33 protein-coding genes are annotated in these 23,672 nt (G+C 60.0%); 10 read left to right on the forward strand and 23 right to left on the reverse strand.

Annotation, left to right across the window (positions count from 1 at the left end; translation table 11 throughout):
- Positions 1-15: 15 nt before the first annotated feature.
- Genes G3O06_RS05000 through G3O06_RS05010 form a run of 3 tightly spaced genes read right to left on the reverse strand, consistent with a single transcriptional unit; the run spans position 16 to position 1,180 of the window.
- A complete protein-coding gene (locus G3O06_RS05000) occupies positions 16-495 on the reverse strand; it encodes a hypothetical protein (protein ID WP_205815237.1) in 480 nt (159 codons plus the stop codon).
- Positions 492-827 (reverse strand): hypothetical protein, encoded by a 336-nt coding sequence (locus G3O06_RS05005; protein ID WP_205815238.1) that lies wholly within the window; start codon positions 825-827, stop codon positions 492-494. Before G3O06_RS05005 ends, G3O06_RS05000 begins: the two co-directional genes overlap by 4 nt.
- A 20-nt stretch (positions 828-847) precedes the next feature.
- On the reverse strand, positions 848-1,180 hold the full coding sequence (locus G3O06_RS05010) for a hypothetical protein (RefSeq protein WP_205815239.1): 333 nt from the start codon (positions 1,178-1,180) through the stop codon (positions 848-850).
- Positions 1,181-1,576: 396 nt separating this feature from the next.
- Between G3O06_RS05010 and G3O06_RS05015 the strand changes: the two genes are divergently transcribed.
- Positions 1,577-2,209 (forward strand): hypothetical protein, encoded by a 633-nt coding sequence (locus G3O06_RS05015; RefSeq protein WP_205815240.1) that lies wholly within the window; start codon positions 1,577-1,579, stop codon positions 2,207-2,209.
- 94 nt (positions 2,210-2,303) lie between these two features.
- Here G3O06_RS05015 and G3O06_RS05020 read toward each other — a convergent pair whose 3' ends face one another.
- Positions 2,304-2,579, reverse strand: a complete 276-nt coding sequence (locus tag G3O06_RS05020) for a hypothetical protein (RefSeq protein WP_205815241.1) — start codon at positions 2,577-2,579, stop codon at positions 2,304-2,306.
- A 117-nt stretch (positions 2,580-2,696) separates the two neighbouring features.
- On the opposite strand from G3O06_RS05020, the gene G3O06_RS05025 reads away from it, so the two are divergent.
- The 3 genes from G3O06_RS05025 (at position 2,697) to G3O06_RS05035 (ending at position 6,502) form a co-directional block, all read left to right on the forward strand.
- Positions 2,697-3,458 (forward strand): NYN domain-containing protein, encoded by a 762-nt coding sequence (locus tag G3O06_RS05025; protein WP_205815242.1) that lies wholly within the window; start codon positions 2,697-2,699, stop codon positions 3,456-3,458.
- Positions 3,459-3,665: 207 nt separating this feature from the next.
- Positions 3,666-5,465, forward strand: a complete 1,800-nt coding sequence (locus G3O06_RS05030) for an ATP-binding protein (RefSeq protein WP_205815243.1) — start codon at positions 3,666-3,668, stop codon at positions 5,463-5,465.
- A 143-nt stretch (positions 5,466-5,608) separates the two neighbouring features.
- On the forward strand, positions 5,609-6,502 hold the full coding sequence (locus tag G3O06_RS05035) for a hypothetical protein (protein ID WP_205815244.1): 894 nt from the start codon (positions 5,609-5,611) through the stop codon (positions 6,500-6,502).
- A 109-nt stretch (positions 6,503-6,611) separates the two neighbouring features.
- Here G3O06_RS05035 and G3O06_RS05040 read toward each other — a convergent pair whose 3' ends face one another.
- On the reverse strand, positions 6,612-6,866 hold the full coding sequence (locus G3O06_RS05040) for a hypothetical protein (RefSeq protein ID WP_205815245.1): 255 nt from the start codon (positions 6,864-6,866) through the stop codon (positions 6,612-6,614).
- 282 nt (positions 6,867-7,148) lie between these two features.
- Here G3O06_RS05040 and G3O06_RS05045 point away from each other — a divergent pair, with 282 nt between their 5' ends.
- Positions 7,149-9,167 carry a hypothetical protein gene (locus tag G3O06_RS05045; RefSeq protein ID WP_205815246.1) on the forward strand — a complete coding sequence of 673 codons (2,019 nt, stop codon included), beginning with the start codon at positions 7,149-7,151 and terminating at the stop codon, positions 9,165-9,167.
- 119 nt (positions 9,168-9,286) lie between these two features.
- On the opposite strand, the gene G3O06_RS05050 is transcribed toward G3O06_RS05045, so the two are convergent.
- Together G3O06_RS05050 and G3O06_RS05055 are read right to left on the reverse strand one after the other, a co-directional pair.
- Positions 9,287-9,934, reverse strand: coding sequence for a hypothetical protein (locus tag G3O06_RS05050; protein WP_205815247.1), 648 nt, complete (start codon positions 9,932-9,934; stop codon positions 9,287-9,289).
- A gap of 8 nt (positions 9,935-9,942) precedes the next feature.
- Complete coding sequence (locus tag G3O06_RS05055; RefSeq protein ID WP_025496421.1) at positions 9,943-10,518, reverse strand: hypothetical protein; 576 nt, start codon at positions 10,516-10,518, stop codon at positions 9,943-9,945.
- 314 nt (positions 10,519-10,832) lie between these two features.
- Between G3O06_RS05055 and G3O06_RS05060 the strand changes: the two genes are divergently transcribed.
- Positions 10,833-11,807: a hypothetical protein gene (locus G3O06_RS05060; RefSeq protein ID WP_205815248.1), complete on the forward strand. Its 975-nt coding sequence runs from the start codon at positions 10,833-10,835 to the stop codon at positions 11,805-11,807.
- A 134-nt stretch (positions 11,808-11,941) separates the two neighbouring features.
- A complete protein-coding gene (locus G3O06_RS05065; RefSeq protein WP_205815249.1) occupies positions 11,942-12,145 on the forward strand; it encodes a hypothetical protein in 204 nt (67 codons plus the stop codon).
- 64 nt (positions 12,146-12,209) lie between these two features.
- On the opposite strand, the gene G3O06_RS05070 is transcribed toward G3O06_RS05065, so the two are convergent.
- From G3O06_RS05070 to G3O06_RS05085, 4 genes are all read right to left on the reverse strand, one after another.
- Positions 12,210-12,638, reverse strand: a complete 429-nt coding sequence (locus tag G3O06_RS05070) for a hypothetical protein (RefSeq protein ID WP_205815250.1) — start codon at positions 12,636-12,638, stop codon at positions 12,210-12,212.
- A gap of 490 nt (positions 12,639-13,128) precedes the next feature.
- A complete protein-coding gene (locus G3O06_RS05075; RefSeq protein WP_241019524.1) occupies positions 13,129-14,298 on the reverse strand; it encodes a transporter substrate-binding domain-containing protein in 1,170 nt (389 codons plus the stop codon).
- A gap of 29 nt (positions 14,299-14,327) precedes the next feature.
- Entirely contained in the window at positions 14,328-15,098 is a 771-nt protein-coding gene (locus G3O06_RS05080) for a hypothetical protein (protein WP_241019525.1), read from the reverse strand.
- 270 nt (positions 15,099-15,368) lie between these two features.
- Positions 15,369-15,707: a hypothetical protein gene (locus tag G3O06_RS05085; protein ID WP_205815251.1), complete on the reverse strand. Its 339-nt coding sequence runs from the start codon at positions 15,705-15,707 to the stop codon at positions 15,369-15,371.
- Between the two features lie 481 nt (positions 15,708-16,188).
- Between G3O06_RS05085 and G3O06_RS05090 the strand changes: the two genes are divergently transcribed.
- Positions 16,189-16,878: a hypothetical protein gene (locus tag G3O06_RS05090; RefSeq protein WP_205815252.1), complete on the forward strand. Its 690-nt coding sequence runs from the start codon at positions 16,189-16,191 to the stop codon at positions 16,876-16,878.
- Positions 16,879-16,890: 12 nt separating this feature from the next.
- Here G3O06_RS05090 and flhD read toward each other — a convergent pair whose 3' ends face one another.
- The 12 genes from flhD to G3O06_RS05145 form a co-directional block, all read right to left on the reverse strand.
- Positions 16,891-17,208 (reverse strand): flagellar transcriptional regulator FlhD, encoded by a 318-nt coding sequence (flhD, locus tag G3O06_RS05095; protein ID WP_205815253.1) that lies wholly within the window; start codon positions 17,206-17,208, stop codon positions 16,891-16,893.
- A gap of 210 nt (positions 17,209-17,418) precedes the next feature.
- Positions 17,419-17,850: a GTP pyrophosphokinase gene (locus G3O06_RS05100; RefSeq protein ID WP_205815254.1), complete on the reverse strand. Its 432-nt coding sequence runs from the start codon at positions 17,848-17,850 to the stop codon at positions 17,419-17,421.
- 20 nt (positions 17,851-17,870) lie between these two features.
- The gene (locus G3O06_RS05105; RefSeq protein WP_205815255.1) at positions 17,871-18,362 is read right to left on the reverse strand and encodes a hypothetical protein; all 492 of its coding nucleotides are present in this window, start codon (positions 18,360-18,362) and stop codon (positions 17,871-17,873) included.
- A 138-nt stretch (positions 18,363-18,500) separates the two neighbouring features.
- Entirely contained in the window at positions 18,501-18,854 is a 354-nt protein-coding gene (locus tag G3O06_RS48875) for a phosphoadenosine phosphosulfate reductase family protein (RefSeq protein ID WP_241019526.1), read from the reverse strand.
- A gap of 526 nt (positions 18,855-19,380) precedes the next feature.
- A complete protein-coding gene (locus tag G3O06_RS05115; RefSeq protein ID WP_205815256.1) occupies positions 19,381-19,899 on the reverse strand; it encodes a hypothetical protein in 519 nt (172 codons plus the stop codon).
- A gap of 13 nt (positions 19,900-19,912) precedes the next feature.
- On the reverse strand, positions 19,913-20,995 hold the full coding sequence (locus tag G3O06_RS05120) for a hypothetical protein (protein WP_205815257.1): 1,083 nt from the start codon (positions 20,993-20,995) through the stop codon (positions 19,913-19,915).
- Positions 20,992-21,123 carry a hypothetical protein gene (locus G3O06_RS49630; protein WP_277403689.1) on the reverse strand — a complete coding sequence of 44 codons (132 nt, stop codon included), beginning with the start codon at positions 21,121-21,123 and terminating at the stop codon, positions 20,992-20,994. The genes G3O06_RS05120 and G3O06_RS49630 overlap by 4 nt, the downstream gene beginning before the upstream one ends.
- 85 nt (positions 21,124-21,208) lie before the next feature.
- Positions 21,209-21,478, reverse strand: a complete 270-nt coding sequence (locus G3O06_RS05125; RefSeq protein WP_205815258.1) for a hypothetical protein — start codon at positions 21,476-21,478, stop codon at positions 21,209-21,211.
- 11 nt (positions 21,479-21,489) lie between these two features.
- Positions 21,490-21,708, reverse strand: a complete 219-nt coding sequence (locus G3O06_RS05130) for a hypothetical protein (RefSeq protein WP_205815259.1) — start codon at positions 21,706-21,708, stop codon at positions 21,490-21,492.
- A 140-nt stretch (positions 21,709-21,848) separates the two neighbouring features.
- Entirely contained in the window at positions 21,849-22,028 is a 180-nt protein-coding gene (locus G3O06_RS05135) for a hypothetical protein (protein ID WP_205815260.1), read from the reverse strand.
- A gap of 31 nt (positions 22,029-22,059) precedes the next feature.
- The gene (locus G3O06_RS05140; RefSeq protein WP_205815261.1) at positions 22,060-22,281 is read right to left on the reverse strand and encodes a hypothetical protein; all 222 of its coding nucleotides are present in this window, start codon (positions 22,279-22,281) and stop codon (positions 22,060-22,062) included.
- 42 nt (positions 22,282-22,323) lie between these two features.
- On the reverse strand, positions 22,324-22,602 hold the full coding sequence (locus G3O06_RS05145; protein ID WP_205815262.1) for a hypothetical protein: 279 nt from the start codon (positions 22,600-22,602) through the stop codon (positions 22,324-22,326).
- 309 nt (positions 22,603-22,911) lie between these two features.
- On the opposite strand from G3O06_RS05145, the gene G3O06_RS05150 reads away from it, so the two are divergent.
- On the forward strand, positions 22,912-23,424 hold the full coding sequence (locus G3O06_RS05150) for a hypothetical protein (RefSeq protein WP_205815263.1): 513 nt from the start codon (positions 22,912-22,914) through the stop codon (positions 23,422-23,424).
- 37 nt (positions 23,425-23,461) lie between these two features.
- On the forward strand, positions 23,462-23,647 hold the full coding sequence (locus G3O06_RS05155; protein ID WP_205815264.1) for a hypothetical protein: 186 nt from the start codon (positions 23,462-23,464) through the stop codon (positions 23,645-23,647).
- Positions 23,648-23,672 lie beyond the last annotated feature (25 nt).

Genomic DNA, 23,672 nt, shown 5'->3' on the forward strand with positions numbered 1-23,672 from the left:
GCGAGCTCGTGCGAATCAGCCGTCGACGCGGCGCAGCTTGACCAGATAGTCCTGGCCGTTGAGCCCATGCACGACAGCGGTATCCTCGCCGGCGTGCAGCCACACTCGCCGGTTCACCGTGAGTTCGCTGCCGGAATCCTTTTCCTCCAGTTGGAGGCGGAACGACGTGAGGCCGAACGGCATCGGCTGGATGTCGCTGACCGCCATCTTCCGATACCCGTCGAGCCCGTCGCGCGGACCATTCGTGGCAACCAGATAGCTGAACTGCTCACCGAAATTCACGGACTCGCCGTGCGTCTGGCGCTCACCAAAGTCGCTGATCGCGCCGCGAGCATCTCGCCGCATCACCAAGACGTCGTATCCGTTGGTCGGCGCGGCCACCGCCGGCACGATAGGGCTCGCCGCGTCGATCACACCGAGCGGATCAGCGTTGGCGGACGCGGCAGCGAACACAAGCAGGACTGCAGCAGTGGAAGCCAGGATCTGTTTTTTCATGAAATTTCCTCACGGACGTTCATGCTCAGGATCTGAGCATTACGGATGGACGGAAACTGGGGGACCTGCTCGGGGCGATCGCCAAAATCGGCGATAACCATCTGGTCATCGTTGCTCGGCGAATTCCTTTCCGGAAGTACGAGGAGTGCCGTGTCCGATCCGCGCCGCCGATCAGCCAACACACAATCGAGAAAGGCAAGCGCTCGGCGTCGCGCGGCGCGGCGGGTGATCGGCCGGCAAATCCGCCGCCATACTTCGGATGCACCCTGCAAACTTCCACTCAGGAAAGTCGGCGCCAGACCATGTTCTGCCTCGGCTCTAAAATCGACCATCGCAGATGCCCCCGGTTGGTTTACTTCTGGACGTTTGCGCGTTCGACTGCGAGCAGCTCCGTGAGCCTCGCAAGAATTTGCGTATCCGTGGCATTCAGTTGGTCAAGCTTTCGCGTGACACGATCGACGTCACTTTCAGCGACGTACTGCCACGATCCCGCGCCGTTCGTTCCAGTGTTCGTGCACTGCATCGGATGGCCATTTGCATCGTAGGCCATGGAGGGAACCGGCCCGGAGCCGGCATTGCAATGGGCACCTTGGGTTGGCGCCAAAACGGGCGGCTTGGACACATATTGCGCATGAGCCGCCGAGAACATGCCGATGGCTGCAGCGAAGACGATGAGCTTCTTCATTCTGGACATCCCAAAAATAATTTCCGGAAGATGCCACCTTACCCACCATCCAGATCCCAAACAATCGTCAAACAGTCGCTATTCGAGGGGGGGAAAGGGTCTCAATAGAGGGATTCGGTAAAAACTTCCTGTTGGGAAATTGACGTCAATTCGAGGCAGAAAAACTCGGCTCTCGTCCCCTCTTGTTTCAGAAGGCGCGCTTGTTATCGTGGTTTCAAGGCCATCGAGCCAAAGAACAAGGGACCACGAACACATGAAGCGCGATGCCTTTACCTAGCCAAAAGAAGAATCTGTAGCAACACTCCTGGGGAGACTTATCACCACTACTCGGCCAGCTATCCCGCCGCAGTCGAGCGCGCGGGCCTGTTTCGCGGCACGGAGCTCGTGGGAGTTTGCGTGTTCAGCGTGCCCATGAACAACGCGGCAATCCCGAAGTACACCGGCCTGACCCCGTCCGCCGGTGTCGATCTCGGTCGCTTCATCTTGCTGGACAACGTCCCGTACAACGGGGAGACGTACTTCCTCAAACGGGCGTTTGCTGCGCTCCAGCAGTCCAAGCCGCAGATCAAGGGCGTGATTGCGTACTCCGATCCGGTGCCGCGGCACACCGCTTCCGGGCGGGTTGTCATGCCAGGGCACGTCGGCATTATTTACCAAGCCGGTAGCGCCCGTTACGTCGGGCGGTCGTCCTCCCGCGTCCTGCATCTTTCCGCGAGTGGGCATGTGCTCAGCCCCCGCGCGATCTCGAAGATTCGCCGTCAGGAGCAAGGCGCCCAGGGAGCGGAAAGGAATCTGGTTCGGCTTGGTGCTCCGGAGCGACGATTTGGACAGGCGCCGGCGGAATGGATCGATGAGGTCCTATCCAGTGGGGCATTCGCTCGCGTCAAGCACCCTGGCAACCACTGCTATGTTTTCAGCATCGGTCGGCCAGGGGAGAAGCGGTTGCTCGAGCGTACATTCGCAGAGGCAAGGCCCTACCCGAAGATGCTCGACCCGCAGCAGCAGGCTCTGGCGCTTGCAGCCGCCTGAAGGCGTCGATCTGACGCCCGTGGACTGCTTGGCCGCGGTACTGAAATTGAGTGGATTCGGCATTCCCGAACAGCAAGGCTGCTCGGCAGTCCAGCTATCGCTTCCGGTCGAACCCACTTTCGATCAACCGCAGAAGTCCGATCCGGATTGGGCCCACGATGATCAGCACTATCGCGAACCACAGGATTATCCCGTCGAAGCCTAGAGGCTCATTCCAGAAGCGGTGTTTACACCATAGACATAACAGCAGCGCGCCGCCCGCGATCACGCAGAAGATGAAGTGCCCGACAAATCGTCGCGAGGTGTGGTGCCAACTGAACGGGCCGGGAGACTTGTCCCGCTGACGCCGACCGCCGTTCTCGTTCTTCATGCTTCCTGTCCGGATGTGTTGACACCCGGATGATACATCTCGTCTGCTCGCGCCGCGCACGCCCTTGAAACGTGAACGGCCCCAGGTATCGTGGATTCCATGACGAACGGAACCAACATGCACGACACCAACCAACCCCGCCTCGCCCTGCTGATCGACGCAGACAATGCATCCGCATCGGTCATTACCGAAGTGATCAAGGCCGCGTCGAAGTTCGGCAAGGTAATCATCCGTCGCGCGTTCGGCGACTGGACCACCTCGAACCTCGGTAGCTGGAAATCCCAGCTCCACCGCAACGCGATCCAGCCGGTGCAGCAGTTCGCTTACTGCTCGGGCAAGAACGCTACCGACTCGGCGCTGATCATCGACGCCATGGACACCCTCTACACCGAGAACGTCGACGGCTTCTGCATCGTCTCGAGCGATAGCGATTTCACGCGACTCGCGACTCGCCTGCGAGAGTCAGGCAAAGCCGTCTACGGCTTCGGCGAGCGCAAGGCTTGCGAGGCGTTCGTGGCTGCGTGCGACACGTTCACGTGGGTCGAGGACCTGAGGACGCCGGCCGAGCCGCCCAAGGTCACGCCGCAGGTCAAGGCCGACATTCAGGGGCTCTTCGCGAGCGCCGTGCGCGCCGCGTCGAAGGATGGCAACTGGGTGAACCTGTCTCACGTCGGCGCTGAACTCCGCAAGGCTCAACCGGGCTTCGACGCACGGATCTATGGTGCATCGTCGTTAAGCGTCCTCGCGAGCCGCCAGAAGCACATCGAGTGCCGCCGCGTTCCGGATGCGCCTGGAAGCCAGAATACCCATCATGAAGTCCGGCTTCATCCTGGAAGGAATCAGACCATCGTGGAGATCGAAGAGCTGGCCGTCGCGTAACACCAGGCACAGTTTCACCGGACGAATCCGACTGGGATCGTCGAAGAACGGGGGCATACGCCTGTCGAGGTGGTTCGGGGCAAACGTACAAATCGGGGCGCTGCTCTCCGCGTCAAATCCCCCCGATTTCAGGTCACGAATCCCCATTGCTGATCCAGGTCAGGCTGGTATCGTCAGTAGCTTCTGCGAACAAACCCGCAATCAGCTATGAGCCCTGCCACCGCGCCCACCGCGCCCACCGCGCCCACCGCGCCCACCGGCGCCCAGCGCCGCGCATTCAAGATCCACTCTTCCATCATCAAGACGCTCATCCATGAGCAGTCTGGCAGTCTGCCGAAAGCTGTCGCCGAGCTCGTGATGAACAGTATCGACGCCGGCGCGACCCGCATTGACTTGACGGTCGATGCCAAGGGGGCGTTCGAGTTCGTTGACGACGGCAAGGGGTTCCAGTCTCGGGACGAAATCGAGCAGTTCTTCGAGACCTTCGGTACGCCGCACGTCGCCGGTGACGCCCTTTACGGTCGTTTCAGGTGCGGACGAGGTCAGATTATGTCCTATGCCTCGACCGTATGGCGCAGCGGTCACTTCGAAATGCGCGTGGATCTGGAGGACGAATCCATTGAATCTGGCTACGACCTGGTTGAGTACGCCGAGCCGTACGCCGGTTGTCGCATCACGGGCCAGTTCTACAATTTCGAGGTTGGATTCCAGACGAGCGACTACTCCCTTCGTACGTACTTCGTCGGTACCACTCGGGACGATGAGGGCTATCCCGTTGGGCCGGGAGGCGGACTCGGCCAGATTGTCCGGTACGCGCCGATTCCGATCTTCGTCAACGGACAACAGATCAATACGCTTCCGGCCGACGCGAAGTGGGATCTCCAAGACGAGCATGCGCGATATCGCTTCGATCGGGAGTCGCACGAGTTGCGACTCTACAACCGCGGGATCCTTGTCAACAGCTATCCGAGCCATCGATATGGCATCGGCGGCGCAATCACGTCGAATGTGCCCCTAGCGGTCAACCTTGCGCGCAACAGCGTGCTTGAGGACCGGTGCCCAGTGTGGCGGACGATCGACAAGGTCGTGCGTGAGAGATTTGCGTTTCAGCTCACGCGCGTAAAAAAGCTCAATGACAACGAGGCCGCCGCCCTCCTCCGCGACATCTACTTCTCTCCTGTCAGTCTGGATGGGAAAACCGTCAAAGCCATCTTCAAACTACGATTCATTCCCGATATTTTCGGGAAACTCGTCTCGCCGGAAGAAGGTTTGGCCGGACGGTGCTTCACTCTCTTTGATGGCCGCCACACGGGCATTGCCGAGCGAGTTGAGCGCGAGGGACTGGCGAAAGTCGTCATGCCGAAGCTGCTGACGATCGCCAATGCTGCTGCGACCGACGACAATCTCCCACGTGTCCTCACAAAGCTACGAACGAAGCTTCACCTTAGCTGGGATGGCGACGCGCCGATCAAGGTCGTACCGTTTTTCCACTTCGTCGAGCAGCTGAACGATACCGCGTCATTCGTCGACGACGAGGATCTCGGCAAAGAGGAGCGACTTGTACTCGAGTGCCTGCGTTCGATCAACCATCGAGTCCAGCGCGTCGTCTACCCGGGCAGCGACTGGCGTACCGAGCCGCGGAAGATCGTTGCCGGCCTCTCAGACACCAAGGAAGCGTGGACGGACGGATCAACGTTCATCGCCGTAGCACGCGAATCCCTCCTCGGAATCCGCCAGCGTGGTACAGCCTGGCTGGTATCCCTGTTGGTGCATGAATACGCACACCCCGAGACGTCGGCGGGCGAGCATCATCACGACTTCGACTTCCTCTCGCGCTTCCACGAGGCGATGTTCCGGGTCGATACCGGCATGTGCGTTGACGACGTGCTTCGCTACTATGTTCAGGGCCTCGCTAAGCTCGGGCTCTGGCCGTCGTCGCACCACGGCAAGCATGTTCGCGCGATCGCCGACTACGTACCCCAATTGCCGAAGCGAAAGAAGTCCTGAAAGGAGGATCCTGAGCCGGAGATGGCGCAGAAATGTTCCGCTTTAGGCTCCGAATCGAGCTTGTTCGCCACGGTGGCGCCGGTATCGTTGAGGGGTGCACATTCCCAATGTGGCGTGCCCTCTTCAGAAACAGGTGTTTCACCATGCCATATAGCCCGAAAGACGTCGACCTTGTCGTCGAAAACCTCCTCGCTCGCCGCGAGGATCTGGAAGCCTCGATTCCCGGGATCAAGCTTTCGCGCGACGCAATCGCGAAGGCGCTCGATCTTCACGTACGCGTGGTCAAGTCCGGCGGCCTGCCCAGCAGCGGCCACGTTAACCCCTCAGCCCCGAGCAAATCCGCGCTGCTGCTGCGGATCATGAGCGACAAGCGACCTCTGCGCTTCCGGCCCCCGACCTCCCACTCCTATCCGCACTATGAGCTCGTCGAAGAGCCGGAGGTCCGGAATGTCGTGCTGGACGGGCCGACGACCCTTGGCAGTATGTTGAACGGTACTGGCGGGGCTCCCGGCAACACCAGCATGGTCGTGAACCAGTGCCTCTACGCGCTGGTCGGCATGAATTCCGTTGCGGAAGAGATCATGACGATGTTGCTCGATGACGAGAGCTTCAACGGCCGCAAGTTCCTCGAGCTGGCCGACCAGTCGCCGATCTGGACACTCAAACATGGGGAGTGGCCGGCCTGGGAGCTGACCACCGGCCTGTCGCCTAATGGCGCGGGACTTCGATATGCCGTCGATCGCCCGGTGCCGGCCAAGCGCCATGAAGTGCTTTTCGGCGGCTGGGGCGCCCCGATCAACCCGATCATCGTGGTGCACGGTGAGGACCGTATCGCCGCAGCGAAGGCGCGCAAGGCAGCCGCTATGCGGGCCGACTCGAGCATGACCGGAGTCGAACGGATGCTGGCGCTCGACGAAAGCGACATCTACCCCGGGAATCCGGCCCAGTACGACCTGCTCAACTACACGCGGCGCGTGTGGCTCATGCGCAAGTCTGCCGAGTGGGAAGGCTTCGAGATCCCCTACATCGACGCCTGAAACGAAACGGGCCGGCGGCAGTGCCGTCGGCCCGACAAATTGCTGATGCGGTCAATCAGAGACCGGTCAGTCGATCCGATCGCTTGGCTACCAGCCGTTGCCAGCCTCCTCAACCAAATTGTTCCCCGTCGCTGCCAGGGTGTCCTGCGCACTTCCCATCGTGGCCGATGTGATCACATTCGCCCACGACCAGGAAACGCTTTCCGGACGCCCTCATGCAGATGAGCTGGACCCGAATCTCGACCGGAGTTCCGCCCTTGAGCATCTTGGCGAGCATGGCGTCGGACTGGGCGAGCAGGTAGTCGAGTTCGAAGTGACAGTGCCACTTCGTGAAGCGCGGGGCGGTGTCGGCAGGATGCTCCATAGTTCGGTCACTTCACCTGGAGTTGCGAAGAATCGGGTATCCGGAATACGCGGTTGATGACGGTTCACGACATTGAAGCATTAAACCAGATTCTGCGGTTGACGCAACGCGAAGGCCAGCGGTATCTTGTTCGGATCGGTCTATCTCGATCGTGCCGCTGGTAATGGCAAAGGCAGTGCCGTGAGACGCAACACCCCATTCCGTTAGACGCACACAACCCTGCGTAGCGCATAACGGTGAGCCAGCCACTGAAATCTGATCCGCGCTACGGAAGGAGTTGATATGCGTACCCCGTTGCTTCATGCCGACTTCGAGCATGGCTCGTACACAAAGATCGCCAAGGCGCTGCGAAAAATATGGCCGCTCGGTGATCAATCCCTGATGCAGGCTCAGAATTCGCTGGCCATCGTGCTGGGCTACAACAGCCTGCACGACGCGCAGCACGAAGCGACCGCGTCGTTCTCGGTACCGGACGGCTCAGTGAGCCTGGAGAAAATTGCGAGAGGCGTCGCGTGGCGCATGTTCGTTCGCTACGGCATCGACCTGCTGCTGGCTCGGCGACTTGTTGCCAAGCTACATCTGGACGAACTGGCCGTGGCGGAAATCAGTCTCGAAGAAAAGATGCGGCGCACCATCGAAGACGCCGCCAAGAAAGGCTTTTTCTACGACGAGATGGGGGATCTCATGAATCATCGTGAGCCCTGGCCGGAAGAGACCCCACGCCTGCTTGAGAGGGGCGTCCCAGCGTACAAGTGGGCGATCTATCCCGACCGCCGAGTCTTCCTCTGGTCAAAGCTCGTCGCGCAAATCGAAATGTTGCCGGAAGGCTTCGCTGAGGACCTTCGGCAAGCAGGCAAGCTGGGAAACGATTCAGATGCCGTTGATTCGTTCATGATGGATTCGCTTATGCCCGCGGCGTGCCAACCTCTGACCGACGCACTGATCAGTGGTGATCTAGCCGCGTCGATTGGCGGGCAACAGCAATGGCAGGTGAAGTGGATCGTCACCCAGCAGGCCGAGGTGCTAGGTTGCTGTATCGTCGCTGAAAAACTCGGCGGCATGATTCCGCGAGTATTCGACCCGGATGGAGCAGATGCCTATGCGGCCCTCGCGAGCTTGCTGTGCGGTGACGTCGTGCCGCCCGCCGCAAGTCGTGCGGTGGGCACCCTGGTGTCCGAACCCGTCTGGTTCATCGAGCGCTACCGCCTTCAACGACTGAAAGACGGCAAGGAAAGCGATCTGCTGAAGACGCTGTGGCATCACGACCAATGGCCTGCCACCATCAGCCTGTATCGTGGTGAGACGGGTTGTCAGCTGGCAGGGGCGACCGAATTTTCGGAACGCGGGCAGACCTATCTCGCGATGACCTCGTTCGATGTGCACGAACAGCAACGCACGCTGGACGAAGAGTCTCTATTTGAGACTTTCACGTTGGGCACGGCGTTGCTCGATGAGGTTCGCTCCGAACTTGGCGTTCCTGCGCTGGGCAATCGCTGGCATGACGCGGTTGAGCACATGCTTTCCACGCGGAAGGCCGAAGTCGAAGCCGCAGCGGGAACGCGGGCGGGTATCGACAGATTGATGGCGGCTGTACTGGACAACATCAACTCCTCGGCGCTCGATGGGTTCGTCGATCAGGCCATCAGCGAGTGCTTGCCTCTGCGGTATGAGGGAGACACGGAAGATAACGAAGTCCTAGTAGACGAGCGGCAACGTGCCTTGAGCCTTGCCGAACAACTGGGGGCTACAGTCAAAGCCAACATGCCTGGCTTGCAGCCCTACTCGGTCGTGTCGCTCGGATACATGGTCCTCGTCGCCAACGGCGAATATCCGGGGAGCAGATATCAGGGGATGGTCGACGCGCCGGCCACGACAGACTGGGGCGCCCAGAGTAGATCGCTTGCTACGATGTTGATTTACGAGGCCTTGGGCGCCCGTGAAGTATCCTGGCTCGCACTGACGTGTGCGATCGCTCCGGTGCTTGGCGTGGGCAGCGGTCGCCCCGATTGGACGAAGGAACAGATCGGCACGTGGTATCAGAGCGCCTACGCGGTCGAGCGCCTCCTGAAAGTCGCCCAAAAGCAGCTAAAGGATGTCGGAGACTGGCGTGGAATCGAATGTGCCGCGGAGCGCGTCCAAGCGCAGGGCGAATTCATTCGGGTTGGCGATCCTATCCCGGTGAAAAAGCCGAAGTCACCAGCTGAGGCGATGAGTGCGTTGTTCTCGAAATCGAGGAGCGCCGGTTTCACGGTGACGCACGCGTATCAGGACCTATCGAGCATGAAAGAAATGCTCGGCTAAGTTGCAATCGATGCCTCATGCCGACAGCTACAATTTCGTTCACGGCTACAAAAAATGAATACGTGCCCGCGGACATTCTGAACCTGTCGGCCTACGAGGTTGTCCAGAAAAACCGCGGGTTAGATGCCCGCCGTGTCCTTTGTGAGGTTGTCCAGTTTCGCCTGCGCATCCGGGGACAGCTGCAGGCTGTTCGGCAGATTGTCGATGACCGCCGCAACGTCCCGCGCGAAGCCATCACCGCCCTCAACCCTTGCCAGGGCGACAACGTCCATCTCGCATTGGTTCGGGCCGTTTTTCGGCTCCAGCGTCATCGTCGCGAACCGGCCGTAGCCCTGCGTCACGACCGTCTTCTCGTCGACGCACGGTTTGTAGTGAGCGGCCACCATCTGCCCTGCTTTGCCGCTGCTGGAGATCTTGGTCCAGGCTGCATCGTTGCTCTGATTGATCGATTTCATCACATCGTCAGCCGCGTGCTCCAAGGTCATATTGAAGCCGAAGGTCAACGCAAGGCACGCCGCGCCGGCCGCGAAAGGCAGGCCTTTCGGGGACTTTTTACGGCGAAACAGATTCTCGATGATGACGGCCAGCAGGTGCGCCATCGTTCCTGCAGATAACGCTGCCCACCACGGGCCAACAAAGAGCGCAGAGAGGACGACTCCGATCGGGAAACGCTTCGCGCGCTCCCCGAATATGACTGCCCCGGCAGCGTGTACGGAAAGCGCCGTGATCGCGCTGATGATGATCGTGTGGAGGAGATGATGCAGCATACCGGCCCTTATCGGTCGAAGTACTTTCTGTTTTGAAGCGGTTCGTGTTTGGGACGCGGCGGCACGTAGATCCGGGCTGCGTTGTCCAGGAAGGGAACGCGGCTACGAATGGCGCGCTCCCATTTGTGCCGCGGATCCGGGAACTTCTTGAGCAGTAGGCCTTGGTAGTAGTCACTATCGAGCGCCTGCCCGAGCAAGAAGCCGAGGTCGAACAGCGCCATGCGCTTCAGGAATGTCCGTTCGCTCTCTTGCACAAACTTTGCACTGAGAAGCGGAAGCCTGTATTTGACGTTGATGTTGTACTGAGCATCAGTCGCATCCAAGCTGCTCTGGAAGTTGAATCGGTCTTCCGGCGCGACGTCCTTGAACAAAATCCGCAGCGACTCCAACCGCCCAAAGTGCTCCCCGGCATCCTTCAGGTATTCCGGATCCTTGGTGAATTGAATGTTCACCACGCCCAGCTCGCCGTTTTCGACCGGCCGGGAAAAGGTCGTGACCTCGGATTCCAGCATGGCCTCGACAGCAAGCACCAGATCAAATCGCTTGATCTTTTCCCACGCATATTCAGCTTGATACCTTCCCATATAGCTCCGTTCCCTCGTACGCAAGCGACTCGTCGTGCCAGCCCGTTCCGCTCGATGACCCGATCAATTCCCGTCCTGTAATTTACGGCAGTCGGACGCCATGACTTGAGTCTCAGCGGCGAGATTCTTCCTGCTGGGAACTCAATCGACTGAATGAAAGCCTATCACGCCATACAACCGAAACCAGCCCCATGTAGTCGGTGCGAAATCGGCGCGCGCCCCCTAGAAACTGAGTTTGTGATGTTTAGCATGGGATCTGTCTGGCTCGCAGCGACGTGTGCGTTGCGAGTTGGCCTAACCTACAGGAGCTGAACATGAACAAGCGGAAGGGCAATTCTCCGGTGATGGGCGAACAGCTTGTCATCCCTCTGGACGTCGATCTCGCATTCCAGTCCGGCGTGAAGAAGAAAGCGTTCGAGGGTACGAAGTCTGCCGACCTGTATCGCCCGCTCATCGAGAAGATCCGGGTGATCGACAACTTCAACCCGCGCATCAAGACCAAGAAGTACCGCCTCGGCATCGAAAAGCTGGCTCGCGACATGGCCCGCGACGGCTTCGACGAGACTCAGACGCTGACGGTTTTCCTCATCTACGAGAACGGCCAGCACATCATCTGCCTGCACGACGGCCACCGCCGCCTCGATGCAGTGTTCCTGGCCAACCAGTACCGAGTGGAGGAAGGAAAGCCGCGTATCGAGCGCGTACCGGTCACCATTACGGACAAAGCCGACAGCAAGTCGCTCAACCTCGGCGTGATCAGGCGCAATGACAAGGAGCCCCTGACCGTTCTCGAGAAGGCTATCCTGGCACACCGCCTGAACACCGTCGACGGTATGTCTCCGGAGGAGATCGCTGCGGAGATGCAAGACAGCCAAGGCGAACTCACCCCCTACTACATCGAGGGCTTGCTTCTGCTGGCAAGCGCCGATCGCGGAATCCACGAGATCGTCGCCGAAGACAAGATCTCCGGCACGGAGGCGATCAAGCAGATCCGGAAGCACAAGGCCAATGCGCTGTCGTTCCTGCAGCGCGCGACGGATGGCAAGGAGCGCGTGCGGCCGCGCGACCTCCCGGGCGCACTGGTCAAGCGCGTGACGAAGAAAATCGCACCCCGTCTCGTGACGGCGGTTCGTGAGCTCGAGGCTGACCCGGCCTACAGCCATCTCAAAGAGGAGACGCGCCTGAAGATCAAGGAGCTGATGGACCGGCTCAGTGAGGCAGAGAAGAAGGATCCGCCGCTGGCCGCCGACGACGCCGATTCAGCACCTGCGGCCAATGACGATGAGTGAGATTCTCGCCGGGCGGTTGGGGAAATCGCCCGGCAATCTCGCCGCGTTGATCAGCGGTCATTCCACAGGCCTAGCAGCTTCTCCGCAGTCTCGACGAACCCCTCGACCGGGGAGAGTCCCGTCCGGATGCCACCATGCTTTTCGGCAACGGCTTTAGCTTCATGGACCAGCCGTTGGTGATGCGCGCTCAGGCTGGCACCTTCGTATGGCGGAACGCCATACTTGATCGCACTGCCCAGCACGTCAAGATCGCGGCCTACCGCCGTTCCTTTGAACGCCGGGTGGTGGCTCCCATGTCTGAAATGACGTCGGCAAGGCGGTGCCATAGCTTCGTCTGAATCGTGATGGTGGACATACTCATCCCTCTGGATTGCCTCTTCATTTCGCCGCCACAAGGCAGCGTTATTTTTTGGTGGGGATCACTTCCCCCGGTGCGGCCAAGCGCGGCCGCATGGCCTTAGCCGTATCGACCAGGGTGTAGCGCCACGTGCCGCAAGGCGAATGAATCTCGACTTCCCACGGCATGTTCAGAACCGACTCGTCGAACCCGCTTTCGAAAATCTTGCGGGCTCTGCAGTTCACGGTCAGCTTTCGATTGATCAGAACCTTGCCGTCGACCACAAAAGCATGCAGATTCAGATCCGTGTTGGGGTCGCCAACGCCATCTCCGCTATACGATGAGTTCTGCCCCAGCGATATCGGATCCCATGCTCCCCATTCTCGCGAACTGTACTGCTTCTCGACCTGGATCGACTTCGCGCTCCAGTCAAATGAAGCGGCATGCGCACTCAGGCATGCAACCAGCATTCCCACGATAATCTTGGCTTTCATCGGTTCACTCTCCTGTGAGGTACTCGTGCTGGGTGTCAGAAACTGGGCCTTTAGCGGCTTCGCACTAGCAGCCCGCTGTTTATCCAGCCCCTCGCCCCTGTTTATTGTCCGCCGCGGAGCCATTCGGCTGCTTCGCCTGAAGCGGTTGAACGACGTGGTATCCGATGCCAAACCAGCCCTTCTTTTCCTGCACAACGCACGTTGGCGTCGGACCCGTGCAAGGCTTTGCTGCCCCTACTCCACTCTGGAACCCGAACGCGTACGCGCAGTACGCCACGGCGCCCCAGCCGAAGATGGTTGCAAACGCGCCCAGGCCGCTCAGTCCATCCCAGCTATCGAAATCGTCGAAGATCATGCCGTTGAGTACTTCAGCGTTGTTCGACGCGCAATTGGATCGCGCCGAGTTTGAAAGTTTTTTTGCTTACGCTTGGTTAGGAGTCGGCTACCTCAATCGAGGTAAGGTAGCCACCTCCTTGAGCCGAGAAAACAATCAGCGAGCCGGAATCACCAGTTTCTGCCCGACCAAGATCAAATTCGGATTCGGGATGTTGTTCCGGGTCTGAATTTCGCGGTACCGCTGACCGTCGCCGAGCTGGTTGGACGCGATCAGGTTGAGCGTGTCACGCTGGTGCACCGTATAGGCGTGCTCGCCGGCGCTCGCGGCCCGGGTTTGCGTCTGGTTGCTGATGAAGTACTTGCGCAGCAGATCGAGATAGGCGGGCGACTGCTTGACCTTCGCGATCGCAGCATTCAAGTAGATCAGCAGTTCCTGGTCTTGTGCACGCACACCGATCTTGTAAGCGATGTTCGAGCCGTCAAGCTTCGTGATCGCAAACCGCAGGTCCGATCGCTTGATCGAGTCGACCGCAAACGGGTAGTCGTAAATGAACGCGTCCACTGCACCGCTGTCGACGCTCTTCTGGATGAAGGCGGGATCGGAATCGTCTTCCTCGATAACCGTCGTGTTCGGATACTGGCTCGTCACGAAGGCGCGTACGTCCGGATCGCCTTTGAGGATGCCCACGCGCTTGCCTGCGAGATCTGCCGCCGTGCGAATCGGTGAACCCGAGCGCACGATCAGCGAGTAGCCGAAGTCGTCGATGTAGGGAACCGTGTACACCACCCCTTGAACCGGACGATTGTCCTGGAACGTCAGACCGTCCATCGCGATATCGACGCCATGATTGCCGTCCGCATCGTTCGAAAGCAGTTGCTTGGGCACACCCGCGTACGTATCGACCTCGTGATGCATGTCGACCTGCACCTGCTTCCCATCCGGGTTGAAGGATGGATCGGCGAACAGCAACTTTGCGAAATCGACATTGAAGCCGTGAGCTGGGCCGCCGTTCTCGTCGTCGTAGAACGGTGCGCTCGGGTTCTGGACTGAGACCCTCACGAGGCCATTCTTGATGATCGCCTTGAGTGTGTCCGAGTCCGGTTTATAACCGGCGGGCAGAGCCACCGTATTGGCCGCCGGCGCCCGTGCCACAGCCGCTGCCGCGGAGCTCGCATCGAATCCGCCCGGCGTACCTTGAGTCTGAATGCTGGCCGATTGCTGACCGCCCGTCAGCTTCGACAGGCCGCCCTGCTGGAAAAGCCAAACCACGCCAATGACCACGATGAACGCGGCGGCGCCGAGAATTTTCCCGATATTCTTCATGTTTCCTCGCTAGGTCGTTGCGGTAAGTTTTACTGCTGCGCGCGTTGCGAAGGCAGCGACACGCGCGGATCGGTCGCGATCGCCGGTTGCGTGTCTTGTGCAAGCGCGGCCTGCTGCGCCTGCTTGACTTCCGGGTTGTCCAGAAGAGCAGTTTCCATCTGGCTGAATGCCATGTTGACGGACTTCATGACGGAATCGATCGACGCTTCAGTCTTGATTTGTTCGAACGTGTCGCCCGATTGCTGGCCGGCGACCTTGTTCATGCGCTGCGCGGCTTGCGACATATCCCACATTGCCCTGGCTCGGTCGATCGCATGCGCGAAATTGTCGAGCTCCGCGTTCACCTGCTTGTAGCGATCCTCACGGAAATGCAAAAGCTGCTGCATCGTGGCGAGTTGCGAACGGAAACGCGGTGCATCGTCCGGATACTGCTTTTCGAACAGACCAACCTTGTCCTGGAAATTCTTGACCTCCGTACGGAACTCGGTGATGCGGTCGGCGAAATCCGCGGCCGCACGCCGCTTATCGGCGAGTTGGTTGATCAGCGTTTCGATCGGGTTGGCCTTCGCTTCGGCGACGACCATCTTGACCTGCGTGTTGCGCAGCTTCATCTCGACCACCGGGCCGAGATAGATCGCCGCCAAGCCGACAGCACCTGCGGCAACCAGGGCCAGCAGCCCCTTGAGCAGTAGCAGTGCCGCCGGCGCCGCAATCGCCACCCCGGCAGCAATCACGATCCACTTGACGATCTTGGCTTTGCGAGCCGTTTCGGGGCTTACATTCGGGATGAAAGAGTTCATTGAGGCTCCTCGGTTTATCTGATTCGGATTGATTCTAAAAACTGACTTCGCCTTTTCAAGGGGCGACGTGTGCCTGCTTTAGTCGGGAAAGCCTGAATCCCGGGAGTCCTCCCTTTGGCCCTGCCATAACCCTTCCGGGCAAGAAGCTGGCAGTGTGCAGCCTCGAAGCCACGTTGCCCATGAGATCAACGCAGGTGTTAACGGCAGATTTGCGGAGAAATTGAAGCCCATGCATCCTGCAAGTTCTCACCCTTCCCGCACGCTCCATGATCAGGCCCAGCGGACACGCCGTACAGCATGCAGCGCCACGCGCTCTTCTCGTTCGACCTGGTCCGCCGGAAGCCAGTGCTCTCCACGTTCCAGTTGGGAAATGATGTCCCATTGTTGGATCTCAAATGCGACGCTCGGATCGGTTCGGGCACCGTTGACGACCGCGTAGAGGTACCAGAACTCCGGGAACTGGTTCTCGCGCTCGAGTCGGAACCGCAGTTCGCCGTCGATCAAAATGTCGTAGTTTCCCGTCGCGTCGTGCTCGTAGCACACGCGATCAGCGTACTTGCCGGAACTCGCACGACTGCGGATGGCGGGTTTTCGGGTAGATACAGGCATACGAGCCTTGCGATCGGATAGTGTCGACTCATTGTGCCGGGCGACGCTTCCAGTTCAAGCCCCGACAAAAAATCGGCCCCAGGCTGAGTACGGGGATACCAGCGTGGGGCCCAAGGGCAATCGACGTATTGACGTCGAGTCGAGGGACGGCAATGAAAATCCGTCGAGTTGATCCTACCACAAATCTCGCCCAGAAATTTCCTGCTAGGAAGTAAACGGAAGGGTTGTTTCAGCTCTGGCAGGACGAAAAAAATGCCCGGCTGGGGTTTCCAGACCGGGCATCCGTCCGCGCTTCCTTTAACTTCCTACCACTTACGGGAGAAGCGGTTCCAATATACACAGGAATTCCTGTACCCTCAAAATAGTTTTTCGAGATCGCACAATATTTCCCATTAAATTCCCGTCAGGAAGCGCATGAGGACTCCAACGCGCCGCAGCGTGGTGCCTTGCTGCGCAGCAGGTCGCTGCTATCCTTGTGGCCATGCCAAGTACGTCCCCCTCCCCGCTTGCCGTTGTCGGCCGTCTCAGCATACCGCCCGCGGCGCTTGAACACCGCTTCACTGTCGAGGCGCTGGCGGTCGCGCTTTCCCGCGAATCCCAGGATCTTGAGCGCGTGATCGGAACCGACAACACCGGACACTGCGAACTGTATGGGTGGGCGCCGCATGTCGCGCCACATGCCGACGGGTTCGGCTTTGTCTACCTCGTCTGCCTGAATGACGGTAAAACGTCGATCTGTGCCCGGGATACTTCCGACGAGGTGTACGAGGTGTTTGCTCCCGCCGGCGCCGTAATACGTCTCGACGATCGGATGGAGCATTGGACGTCGGATACGGCCGCGCGTGTTGCAGCCTTCGTCGGCCATTTTCCCGAACCTGGCGATGAAGCCGCGATCGCTCAGCTCGAAGCCGGCATCGCCGCATTAGCCACGGGCCTCTATTCGGGAGCGCCGCGCGTGCGGGACGGATTCCGTGTTCTGCTGGATGACGAGTGCTGGTCGGCAGCAACGCTCGACGACGATCTCGAAACGACGCTATTGCAAGAAGCAGAGACCGCGGGGCGCTGGATCGAGATGTGCTCGCATTGCGGCAAGCCCGCCGTCAGGCCGGATCCGAAATGGCCGTACAGCATGGCACTGTCTCGATGCTTGGAGCATCTGACTGGCCGCTGACAACCGATGGCCTTACAGTTGTTCTGCCGGCTGGCCGGCCATGAGAATGGCAGCGTGCCTGTTCTGGTGGACCTCGCTACGCCCCTTGTCCGCCAGCGCGGACAGGAACGTTCGATCGTCCATCCTGAACCGGCATAGCAGCTGGTTGATATTCGCGACCTTGACGACCTGGGCGATTGTCAGAGTGCCCAGGATATCGGCCACCTCCGCAGAGATCCCCAGCCGGAACATTCCTGTGTCGCGGTCCTCGCGCAGCATACGTTGCGCGAGCAAGAGATAAGACATGTTCAGTTCCCGAATCTCGGTCGGGATGTCGTAATTCGATTGCATGGCCGGTGCTTTACCTGATTGAGCGCGTAACCCGTCTCGACAGGTCCGCTGTTTCGGGGTAGCCGCGCTTTCGAGTGGCGCAGGTCAGGTGAGATTTTTCAGGAACCGATGCTATACGAATTTCTTGTCAGGAAGCTATATCAGGAGGAATTTTTTGTCAGAATTCCAACGTAATCGCCGGATCTCTCCATTTAGGTTCCTGCCAGGAACTCAGTTTTGAGCCGTTAGCACTGTGATTGCGCGACGGTACTTCACAACACGATCGAGATCCCGCTGCGTCGGATTTTGAATTCGCGACAGATCGCTGTTGTCGTCGATATCGCGCAGCTTGACCTTCCTGCCGATCGGATCCGTCGCGGCCCGCCGGATGAAGTTGCCGTAGCTCTCCCCCGGAAGCCGCGTCACGGATACGACCGCGTCGACGACACGCGCGGAAAAACCTTCTGCCCGCAGCCTCGCTGCCGTCCACACTCCCCGGCTGTCTTCGATCGCGTCATGGAGCGCACCAACCATGCGCTCGTCGTCGGTGTCCCCCGCGAGCATGACGCGCATAGGATGCAGGACGTAGGGATTCCCGCCCTTGTCTACCTGTCCTGAATGGACCTCGACCATGATCTGGATTGCACGCTCGAGCGTCGCCATGGAGTTGTCCTGGACGCCCGTCAGACACTCGCCGACGACCGCACCGGTGCGCCACGCTTGACGAAGAACTTGTCGACCCGTGTGTCGATGCCGGCACGGTAGCGCTGGAGCTTCGCGGCATTTGTCGCTTGCCATTCCAGATCGAAGGCCTGGAGAACGGTTGAATCTATCCGGTGAGCGATCAGGTAGTACACCACTGCCCTGACCTTCTTCCCCTTCTCATTGGCGTAATAGCGCGCAAGCTTCACTGCGTTACGCGCCGCCGGCGTGTACGACTTGTCCTTGTGCGCCCGAAAACCGCCGCACTTGCGCTTGGCCGCGAGGATCTGGTCCTTGTCCGATACCCAGAAGCGGCCGGACCAGCCAACAAGCCCGGCAGTGTCGATCGACCACGTTCCATTGCGGAACTCCGCTTCCACGACGTTTCCGTTCCTGTCCTTCAGTCGATATGTCCCGGTCAGGCTCGGCTTGACCTCGAAGCTGAAATGGCCCTCTTGTTCTTTCCACTGCACGGTATTTTTCCCCTCACTATTTCCGCTCGTCACTTTCGGCGTTGGTCCGCCGACAGCTCCTGTAGTTGTGCCACATCCGGGAGGCCTGACACGCGCCGCCCACAATACCCACATATTACCCGGCCCTCCCGGGAAAGCTTACCCGGCTACGGTCAGGACGGGCGCAATGCGCCGTCCGGACAATCCTGTGACGGTCGTGGAATGCGCCTTCTTTGTTCGGATCGACGCCGCCAACAGATCAGCCTCAGAACTCATGATGCAGTACGCGCACGAGATACGAGATGTCCCATAGAGGGTATAGGCCTCGTGCAGAGCGAGGTTATGGCGCTGGATCATGGCCATCACGTCGCCGGCCTTCCACTCGATGATCGGATTCCAGGACAATCCCGGCACATTCTTGCGTTCCAGCTTTGCCTTCGGCGCCGACACCGGCATCCGCTGACGCGCGGCACTCTCCTCGCGCCGGACGCCAGTCGCGCTGACGATCGGCAACCCGGGAAGCGCTCGCGATGGGCGCGGACTTCAGCTCGATGCGTACAGAAGCGCATGGACGGTGTGCTCCACGGCAGCACGAGCTTGACGCATTCGAGTTGCTGGTAGCGGCCGAGGTTTGCCGCCCAGCGGCCCTGCCAGCGAGCCAGCATGTCGCCCGCTGCCCTACGCGCGATCAGCAGTTCATAGTCGAGATACTCGGCGAGACGCTCGCAGACCGGCAGGCTGTCGCGCCATTCGACGCGACCGAGATCAGCGTGGACCAGGACGCGCGGGCCTGTATGCTCGATCGCGTTCAGATATTCGTGGGTCGCTAGCGCGCAGGCCTGGCTGTCTCGACCGCCCGACACGCCGATCGCGCACACGGCGCCGGCGGCAAGAAGCGCATCGACTTCGGGAGTTTGGGCGACAGGCGGCTGATTCGAGGCTGGCATCATGGGCTTGTTTCAGAAAATGGCCAAAACTGAAACAAGAATGCCTGTACCTCACGCTTATTCTAGTGGGCAGGAAAAGGTTCGGCAGCGCGTCAAGAAACGCTTCCTTCCGGATCGGATTCCTCCACGGTGACGTCCATACGGATGGACCCGAACAGTCCGCGTGCCAGTGTGCGCGTCGATTCCCGATCGAGACCGCTCACGGAAATCTTGCGACCGTCGACGCCGATCGTCATGTCGTAACCGCCTTCCTCGCTCTGGCCGAGCTCGTCCAGTGTTCCCTGAATGGCCAGCGTTACGACCGGCATCATTCGCACCCGCTGCTCCAGGGTTTCGAGCCGCTTCAACCGAGCAATAATCGCCTCCGGGTTGCATGCCTCGATAAATGCCATGTCTTCCGCGGAAATCCGGATGTCGGCCGTGTTCTCGCCTGGAATCATGTAGGCTTGCGCCACTCCCCCGTCCGGACCGTCGGCCGCGGTGAGCCGGCGCACGCTGTTGGACGTCCACCACTTCCACCGCCCCCGAGTCGCGGCTTCCGCGAACCGGAGAAGCCGGGCGGCGTCGATCTGGTCATGTTGATTCGGCATTGCAGTATTCGGCTCGGTCATCGGTTGATCCTTATCATTCGCTCTTCATCGGGGCGATACGGCCGGTGAAAGTGACGCGTGCCAGATATGGAGCGACCTGCTCGGCATTCATCGTCGCGGCTCGCGCGAGCTGCTGCGCGAATTCATTCAGCAATTCGTGGTTCGCCGTGAAGAACGCGGCGAGTTCGGCATCCTGTTCATCCCGGAGAGCCTTCAGTACCTGCCGGTTGTGGGCGACTTGGGCCTCTCCCTCGGGGTTCTTGAAGTATGTCTCGTCACCCAGGCCACCGCCGAGGTATCGGGTTGCGATGTGCATCCACTCCTCATTGTCGCTCTGCCCTCCGAGCGAACGTTCCCCGAAAATTTCCTTCTCGGCGCAAATGCCCGCGCGGTAGACGATCATGCGCAGATAGGCCACGGACTCGGTCGTCTTGAGGTCGGCGGCAGCATGCCGCACATACCCGGCAAACACGTCGGTCGGCGCCAGCATCGTCATGACTGACACTTCGAAGTCATCCGGCAATTTCGGAAGCGCTGCATAGATCAGTGCATGCCCTGCCTCGTGAACGCTCGTACTGCGGATATCCTCGACCGGAACCGGCACGCGCGGCGGAGCAACCTGCGCCGATGCCGACGCCCACCCGATACTGTAGAGAGACGTCGTCGACGTTGGCCGGCTGGTAGCAAAGAACACAGCAGCCAATCCGAGGACGGCGAACACGATTTCCAGAGCCGTACGAGGCGACGCCAGCGTGACGTCGATGAGGGAGTCGATCTGCGGCCCGAACATGCGGATGCTTCCGAGCAGGAAGAACAGTGCGCAGATCCGTTCCACGGAACGAGCCGCAAAACTCCAAACGTTCGCGTCCCGACCGTCGCGCACGAGACTGAAGATTGCCCACTGCGCAATCCAGAGCGCCCCGATCGTATTAGCCCATTGGTAGACGGTCAGGACGGACGGGGAAAGACTGCTGGCCGCCGGCCCGATCAGGCTCACAAGTGCCGCCATGACGATCATGAGGACGGTCATGATGTCGCCCAGCCTCCCATCTTCGCGCCAGCCCTGTACCTGTTTGCGCAACCCTTGCAGCTTCTCGCCCACGATTCCCATTTTCATTTTTCCCCGTTGCTCTGCTGATCGACCTCCTTGACCAGCAAAATTTTCACGCCGTTGTCCGGATAAATCTGCGTCGGAAACGCGGCGCGTTCGCCCGTCCCGGCATTGCGCGCACCGTTGCCACTCACTGCGATCTTCCGGGCGTCGTTCTCGGCCCTCGCTCTACCGGTAAGTTTCTCACCGGACTTGTGCGGTACCGTGTACGTTTTCGCGTTAGTGGGTCATCAGGTCCGCAACGCCGATCGCCCACTTGGCCGCGTAGTCGCTATGCCCCATGGCAAGTTGCTCCTGACGCTCGACTTCCTCGATCGAGGGCGAGCGCAGGCTGAGCTTCTGCGCCTGGCCGGTTGCTTCGCGAAAGACTTCGGCACGCTCGGCGATCATCCATTCGTCGGCTGATCGTCCTTTTCGTTTCGAGGCCTCGGTCATCAGCGCGTCGTAAATGCTGCGCGCCGGTTCGTTTCTCGGACGGAAGTGATCCACGATTCCTTCTCCTAAGCCACCGTAGCAGCGCGGTGCGCTTTCTCGGGGTCGTTCTCGTACAGACGCTCGCCAGTCTGATGATGCTCGACCCAGACACGCCACCCGTTTTTGTCGACCACTGCCGCACCTTCCAGGGCCGTCTTACGGGCCTGCGGGTTGTCCGAGTCACCCACGATCCGGCCTGTATTGCCCAGGGCGTACATGAGGTTCCATACCTTGTTGTTTGCCACGATTCCCTCGTTGACAGTTGAGCCGCTCGATCGGCATATCCGTTCGTGCCCAGACGTTCCCGGCGCTCGGCGATCTCGCGCGGCGTCTGGATCGCTTGCATCGAATCGATGCTTCGCGTAGGTCAGGGTCCAGGTGAGCCCTAGAGCAGCTCGTATTTTTCCATCAGTTCGAGCTTCCAGCGTTCCTTGCGACGCCGATCCTGGCGCGCTTCTTCAGTCGGGACGATTTCGGGTTTCGCTGCGAGCGTCGCGTCGTATCGCTCAGTCTCGGCGACCAGCTTGATGAGGTTCCTCAGGTCACTCTTCGCTTGCGTGAACATATCAGCTCCTGCGTGTCATGGTTAAGAAGTCTTACGCGACCAGGCATACGTGGTCTGCGATCTCCGAATACGACATTCCGCCATCGTAGTAGTCCTGCAGCGATCGCTCGTTCTCGCGCACGTACGCTTCAGCCTTCGCCGGGACGTTCATGCCGACTTCGCGCATCGCCTTGAACTCGCAGAGGACGTTCGGCACGACGCCCTGCTCGAGGATGTTGCCGGTCGTCGCGACTTGGGTGGAATTCTGGCCCATTTTCTAAATATCCGGAGATTGCCTATACGGCGTGATCGAATTTTAGTGCAGCTTCTCGCCCCAGCCGTGCGCGGCCGGATCGATGACCGGACAGGCCTGCCGGATGAGTCTGTCGAATTCGCAGTCAATCTCGATCCAGTCGTCGGCGTCGGCGAAAATAAGCCGGCCGCGATCAGCAGCGCCGATGTAGCGCACCAGATTGCCGTGGATCTCGAACTCGTCGCCTTGCGAATCGAGATCCAGGAAGGTGCAACAGTACATCGCGCCGACTTCGAGAGCGTTGCCCGCGTGGTCCGTGATCACTGCAACCGGCGCATGCACGGGAGCGGTTGTTTCCGTGGGTGCCATTCGGACGTGGTTCTATTCGTTCATGGATGTCCTGTTGGTTGGTGGCTGACTTGCCATGCGCCCACTATAGTGGCGCGGATACCCCATACAAGATCCCGCGAAACTCGCATTCCCCGGCTTTCCCTCGACCACTTGAGATGCCAATTCCTGTTCGGAATCAGGTGAGCTTTTTCGGGAATCAGATCACGCAGTATTCGGTCCGGGCCCGCGTGCAGGACCTTGAATGGCACGCGCCTCCTGGGATAATCCTTCCATACCCGATCACGAGGAACGGAATTCACCATGCATCTCGCTCACACCGATCAGCGCCGGACCCCGGCACGCGCCGCGGGGACCCTGCCACTCGGCTCCATTCTCGGCTCGGTCCAGCTTCCTGGCCACGTCATTCGCCTCTCTGACCAGTTGGCTGGCGAGTTCTACACCGCCGCCGAGGAAATCGAGTTCTGCGGCGATCAGGTCGAGACCTTCGCGATCCCGCCGTGGGCCAGCCGCGACAGTGCCGCGTGGCTTCCGGATCTCGCTGCGCTCGGCTACCGCCGCGCTGACAGCGGCTTCCGGGGCCGTGAAGAACTGCTCGTGGCGACCGCTGCCGCAGACATGCACACCGACGACGAGGGCCTGGTGCTGATGGTAGTGCTGCACAACGACGGTCTAACCTTCCGACACGGAAAGGTCCGCCACAAGCCGAAGGCGGGTGACTGGTTCATCTTCGACGATCGTCTGCCTCACGGCGTTGAAGAGGCGCCCGGCCGGGCAGCGTTTCTCGGCTGGAACATCCCGATCGTGCCGCTCTGATCGACGGCTATCGCTCCCCATTCTCGAGAGGAACACGATGAAGCAACAGGACATCAAGGTCGGCAGCATCTATACCGACGGTAAGGCGGGCCTGCGCCGGGTAACGGCTGCTGGCCCGCAATACAAGCTGTACGACGGCCAGGAGGAAAGTAAGCACGAGACCAGTACCGTCTGTGAACGCTCGGTGACGAGTGCCATGATGTCCGGCGAAGGACACGAATGACCGGTCGTGTCCACGATAGGAGTTG

Origin of the sequence: Burkholderia sp. Ac-20345 (genome assembly GCF_017104825.1) — a bacterium.
Taxonomy (GTDB): Bacteria; Pseudomonadota; Gammaproteobacteria; order Burkholderiales; family Burkholderiaceae; genus Burkholderia; species Burkholderia lata_B.